Source organism: Pantoea wallisii (assembly GCF_002095485.1).
Lineage (GTDB): Bacteria > Pseudomonadota > Gammaproteobacteria > Enterobacterales > Enterobacteriaceae > Pantoea > Pantoea wallisii.
Map to the genome: position 1 here is coordinate 1 of NZ_MLFS01000130.1, position 1,428 is coordinate 1,428.

The 1,428-nt window shown below is 59.8% G+C and carries 1 protein-coding gene; it reads right to left on the bottom strand.

Annotation, left to right across the window (positions count from 1 at the left end; genetic code table 11):
* Positions 1-126 precede the first annotated feature (126 nt).
* Entirely contained in the window at positions 127-1,299 is a 1,173-nt protein-coding gene (ubiF, locus tag HA48_RS21890) for a 3-demethoxyubiquinol 3-hydroxylase (RefSeq protein ID WP_128603176.1), read from the bottom strand.
* Between the last annotated feature and the right edge of the window lie 129 nt (positions 1,300-1,428).

Sequence of the window (1,428 nt, forward strand, 5' to 3'; positions counted from 1 at the left end):
TCCCTGCACCCCAGCCAAATTGCACAATAAAGCCCGCTTTTGCGGGCTTTATTGTTTTTGTCGTCCCGAATCGCTGACACTCTCCTGCACCGGGCCGCCACTGCTGACGACCCCAATCAATGCAGATTACAGCCCCAGCGCATAGCGCAGCGCTTTACGCTTCAGCATGCCCGCATTCTCAGCCGCAATCAGACCAAGATTACGCGCAAAGCGCAGTGGCGGCAGCGCGTTACTAAAGGTGAAATAGAACAGGTCCATGCCGCCCTGCATCAGCAGATTGTCTGTGTAGCGCTGGCGATGGTAACGCTGCAGCACAGGCAGTGATGACCAGAGCTGAGCCTGACTGCGCGCTTCAACCAGCGTATTGATCAGCGCATCGACATCACGATACCCCAGATTTACGCCCTGCCCGGCCAGCGGATTGATGGTGTGCGCTGCGTCGCCCACCAGCGCCAATCCCGGCATGACATAGCGCGTTGCGTGGCGCCGTACCAGTGGAAAGGATGCCGCAGCGCTGACCTGAAAACGTCCGACCCGCGCCGGGAAGTTTGCATGCACCTCTTTCTCCAGCTGGCTGAGCGGCAGACTTTGTAACTGACGAATGCGGGCCGGCGCGTCATACCACACCAGCGAAGCTCGCCGATCAAACAGCGGCAGGAAGGCGCGCGGTCCGGCTGGCGTGAACTGCTGCCAGGTGGCATCGCCGGTATCGTGTTCGCATTCAACGCTGATCAACATGCAGGATTGCGCATAGTTCCAGCCGTGTACGCCAATCCCTGCCAGCTGTCGAACCCGCGAGTTTGCGCCGTCCGCACCCACCACTAATCGCGCCGTAATGACGCTGCCATTATCCAGTGCCAGCTGCCAGCCCGCATTATGCGGTTGCAGCTCCTGCAGGCTGGCGGGGCACAACAGCGTGACGCCATCCTCCTGCATCTTCTCCCACAGCGCGCGCTGCAGCACGCAGTTCTCCACCATGTACCCCAGCTCGGGTAAGCCGAGCGATGCGGCATCAAAGGTGACGTGTGCGCTCTGCCACTCCCAGGTTTCCAGTTTACGGTAGGGCGCACAGCGCATCGCCTGCACGCGTGACCAGACCGCCAGCTGTTTCAGCAGCGCTACCGAGGAGGCCCCAATGGCAGAGATGCGTATATCCGGCTCCTGGCTGGCCTCAAACGCCGCCGGTTCGGCTCGCTCAATTACCGCCACGCGGAACTGCTGTTGTGCCAGACCGCAGGCCAGTGCAGCACCCACCATGCCACCGCCCACTATCACCACATCAAAATGTGAATCCTGCATCGACTCTAATCCTTCTGTCCGCCGTTACGCCTTACGACATGGCGCTAATGGATAAAGTGTACCGGAAATTCCCGGCACAATCAGGAAAGCCCTGTCAGACGTATGGCTACATGCCCTGAATAACTCGTA

Coding starts and splice junctions, on each gene's coding strand:
- ubiF (WP_128603176.1), bottom strand. CDS start 1,299: ATGCAGGATTCACATTTTGATGTGGTGATAGTGGGCGGTGGCATGGTG.